The 3672-nt window shown below is 59.3% G+C and carries 5 protein-coding genes; all 5 read left to right on the top strand.

The annotated features are described in order from the left end of the window. Positions 1-604 (top strand): hypothetical protein (locus AAAB16_RS01945; protein WP_340661815.1); only part of this gene is annotated, 604 nt, incomplete at its 5' end. Positions 605-790: 186 nt separating this feature from the next. Next, entirely contained in the window at positions 791-1849 is a 1059-nt protein-coding gene (locus AAAB16_RS01940; RefSeq protein ID WP_340661814.1) for a DUF6160 family protein, read from the top strand. Position 1850: 1 nt separating this feature from the next. After that, entirely contained in the window at positions 1851-2885 is a 1035-nt protein-coding gene (locus AAAB16_RS01935) for a hypothetical protein (RefSeq protein ID WP_340661813.1), read from the top strand. Further along, positions 2875-3492, top strand: a complete 618-nt coding sequence (locus AAAB16_RS01930; protein ID WP_340661812.1) for a DUF6160 family protein — start codon at positions 2875-2877, stop codon at positions 3490-3492. Before AAAB16_RS01935 ends, AAAB16_RS01930 begins: the two co-directional genes overlap by 11 nt. Then, positions 3392-3672, top strand: a 281-nt coding sequence (locus AAAB16_RS01925) for a DUF6160 family protein (protein WP_340661811.1), incomplete at its 3' end; no start/stop codon positions are given. The genes AAAB16_RS01930 and AAAB16_RS01925, both read left to right, overlap by 101 nt.

Here is a 3672-nt window from a genome sequence, read left to right as displayed (position 1 = left end):
CGCTACCACTGCCGCTTATGCCGAGGCCCGTTGGGCTGAGTTGGAACGCCAGAGCGATCTCGATTGGGATTTGGATGCGATCACTGATCGGCGCGAGGCTGTGGCGTTTTTGCAGCGTTTTGAGAATCGCCTGTGTATCTATTCCAGCTATGTGGAAAAGCTCTATAGCAATTACAGCTTTGTGGTGCCGGAGGCGGAGGAGGGCAGTATCACCATCCTGCCGGACGAGCAGGCCTGGCACGACACCTTTAATGACATTCCGGCCGACGCGGTGGAGCCTACGGGCATTCATATTCTTCCCGGCGAAACCATGGGCTATAGCGGCCTGTACCTGAAAGTTCCGGGCGAGCATCGGTTGGTGGCGTCCAAGGAACTGCCGTTTCAGGAGGGCCTCAAGCTGTTGATTCAGCGCTACCAGGCCAAGGGCGAAAGCTTTCTGCCGGTGTTGATCAAGGGCGATTTACGCGAGTACGAAGCGCGTATGCCGTCCTTGCATCTGCATCGCATCAACCCGGCCAAGTTGGTCAAGTGCTCGAAGCTGGACGTCGATACCATCAAGGGCGCCATTGCTGATCACCTGATCGGGCTGTTTCGCCAGCATTGAGCACGATGGCGTTACGCCAGTGTGATTTCTCGTAACAGTCGCCCATCCCCTCGCCTAACGCGCGCTGTGCAAACTCGACTATGGGTCGGGCCTCTGTTGCTCTCCAGGTTCTTATAGTGACGCCATGGATTTATGCCGCGCTCTCGCGCCCGTAGGTCTGGCCACAATAAGAATAAGGAAATCGCCATGCGCTCGCCCCGTAGCCTTGCCGCACTTGGTTATACCGCCCTGCTCACTGGCACTCTGTTGGCTGGCCCTGCTCAGGCCAAGCTGGAGGCCATGGCTGATAGTGAGCTGTCGAATGTCACCGGCCAGGCGTTTATCAACCTGACCACCGACGCCAATGCCGGCATCAACTACACGCGGGTCAACTTGGGGGTCAACCTCGATACCCAGCTGAATATGAAAAAGCTTCAGCTCGGCCAGTACAACGACAGCGTTACCCGGCCGGGTGAAGTGGCCGGCTCTTCCGACATCCTGATCAATAACTTTGCCCTCGGCACCGTCAATGCCGACGACAGCATCAACGCGTTCAAAATCGCCAACCCGTTTATCGAACTGGCCTACGAAGGCAACAAAGTCATCGGTGTACGCATTGGCTTTGGCGAAGCCAAGGGCACGTTGTCCGGCGATATCGCCAGCCTCACCGGTAACGTGCCGGTGCATATCAAAGGCACGGCAGACGCGGTGTACAACGCCTCCACCGGGCTGCAGCAGTTTATCCTTGGGGTCGGCGGCATTTACCGCACGAGCGTGCTGGAGGGCGATGCGCAGTTGGTCGCCAGCAACGGCACTGCCGACCCCGTGCGCGGCACCCTGGCCGGGGTTAAAAATGGCGATGGGCTCAGTTGCACCAGCGGCTGCCTGCCGGGCATTTCCGATGCGGCGCTGGCGCTGATCAAGTCCAACGGTTGCGCCCTGCTGGGCATTCAGACCTGCTTTAACCTCGACCAATTTAAATCGTTACCGGTGGGCAACCTCGGCGTTGCCGATCAGGCCGGCACGGCCGCCATTGAAGGCGCGGCCAAGGGCTTTTTTATCTCGCTGCAAACCAAGGATGTGGCCTGGCGCGACATGGACAGCAACAGCTTTATGACCGCCCTCAAAGGCGCCTTTATGAACATGCCCAAGTACAGAGACGCCAACGGCAATATGGTTTCGCCGATCAATATCGACTTTAACCAGGCGTTCAACGGCATTCCCCGGCAGGACACCTGCCTGGGCTCTGCGACCTCCGGGTGCTGAGATGAAAGCCACTCTGCTGTTTGCTCTGGCGCTGCTGGGCGCCAGCACCTTGGCCCGGGCGGAAATGCAGGCCCTGGATGACCAAGAGCTGTCGGTTGTGCAGGGCGCAGGCTTTGGTTTTGTGCTGGACAACATCCTGCTTGATGCCAACAACGCCACCATCACCATCAACGACATCACCAACGGCAGCGGCCAGAACGTGCCGATTTCGGTGAAGGAGTTTTACCTGGGCGCTACGGGCAGCAACAAGGGCGCCAACCTCAATCCGGTGACCATTGGCCGCCTGAGTTCACCCTTTACCCTGGACCTGAACAAAGGCGAAAACCTGCGCACCCTGCGCGACGATGGCGTGTGGGTACAGACCACGCCAAGCAACGTCGCCGTGCTGGCGCTGACCTTTCCGGAGCGCCTCACCGGCAGCGCCGGCCAGGCCTGTATTTCCGGTTACGCCGCTGCGGGTAGCAACTGCTCCAGCCGCGCCAGCGAGAAGGCCGACCTGGGGATTCGCTTTGATTTTCAGGTCGCCGCCGGGCGCACTGATATTTTAAATATCGACATTGCCGAGCTGGCCATGGACGGCTCGTATCTACGCCTGTGGGGCGACAGCGCGCGTAGCCAGTTGGTCGGCGAAATGCGCCTGAACCTCTACGCCAAAAGCCTCACGGTGATGTCTTGCGCCGCTGGCGCCACTAACTGCGCCACCGCTGCCGAGCAGGAAGCGCGCACCATCACCTTGAGCAACACCTACGCCAATATTGCCCTGGGCTACGGCAAAACCCAGCCGCTGCTGTTTGACGTCAACAGCAACGGCCAGTTTGTGCTGGAACTGCCCAACCCTACTGCCGGCGGCACCACTGCCGCGCAGCGCAACACCCTGGCCAGCGACTTCTACGCCAACGCGCCGCGTACCAATATCGTGATCGACAACCTTAAAGTCGGCAGCGGTAACTACAACACCGGCGGCTACAACTTTGGCTACAACACCCTGCAAGGCCTGAGCATCAACTACCTGAAGGTGACCAGCCATGACCTTTAAACGCATCGAATGGTTGCTGTTGTGGGTTGCCCTGTTAGTGCCGGCGTTTGCCCATAGCGAATTACAGCCGATGGCCGATGACGCCTTGAGCGAAACCAGTGGGCAGGGCGGTGTGTATCTGTCCGGCGACTTCAGCATCAATAAAAACGGCGGCGTACTGTGGAGCACGCCCAGCAGTAACACCGCCAGCACTTGGACCGCCAACCAACGCAGCTGCGCCACCCTGGGCGCCAGTTCGCCGGAAGACTGCGGCATGCGCATCGCCATCCGCGCGGAAGCGGCTGGAGGCTGGTATGTGATCGACAATCTGAAAGGCGTTTTCAGCTTTGACGGTCTGACCCTGCGTACGCGCTTTATCGACAGTGGCTTCAATGGCGATGGCGCCACCTTTAGCCAGGACACGCTGGAATTCGGCCTGCCCAACGAAGTGAAATTCCAGGACACCCGCCTGACCTTCGCCGTGGCCAACAACGGTGGTTGGCGCAACAAGGCTGGCACGGCGGCCAATGGCGGCGATGCCACCTACCAGCAGACCAATATTTTCTCGGCAAAGATCGACGGCAGCATTCGTATGCAAGGCAACGTGCTGGTCTTCCCGAAAAATTAACAGCCGAAAGCTGAGGAGTAAGCCAATGCGCCATCTGTTGCTGCTCTTGCCGCTGCTCTGTTTTAGCCTGCCTGCTTCGGCCATGCAGGCGCTGGATGACGATAGCCTGGCCAGCGTCAACGGCCAGTCCGGCATCAGCATGGAAATCAACGGCGGCGGCTGGTCGGCCAGTAACGTCAG

The organism is Pseudomonas sp., from assembly GCF_037994325.1.
In the GTDB taxonomy this organism is placed as follows: Bacteria; Pseudomonadota; Gammaproteobacteria; order Pseudomonadales; family Pseudomonadaceae; genus Aquipseudomonas.
Note: the sequence above shows the minus strand (reverse complement) of the source record. Positions and strands in the feature narration are given on the sequence as shown.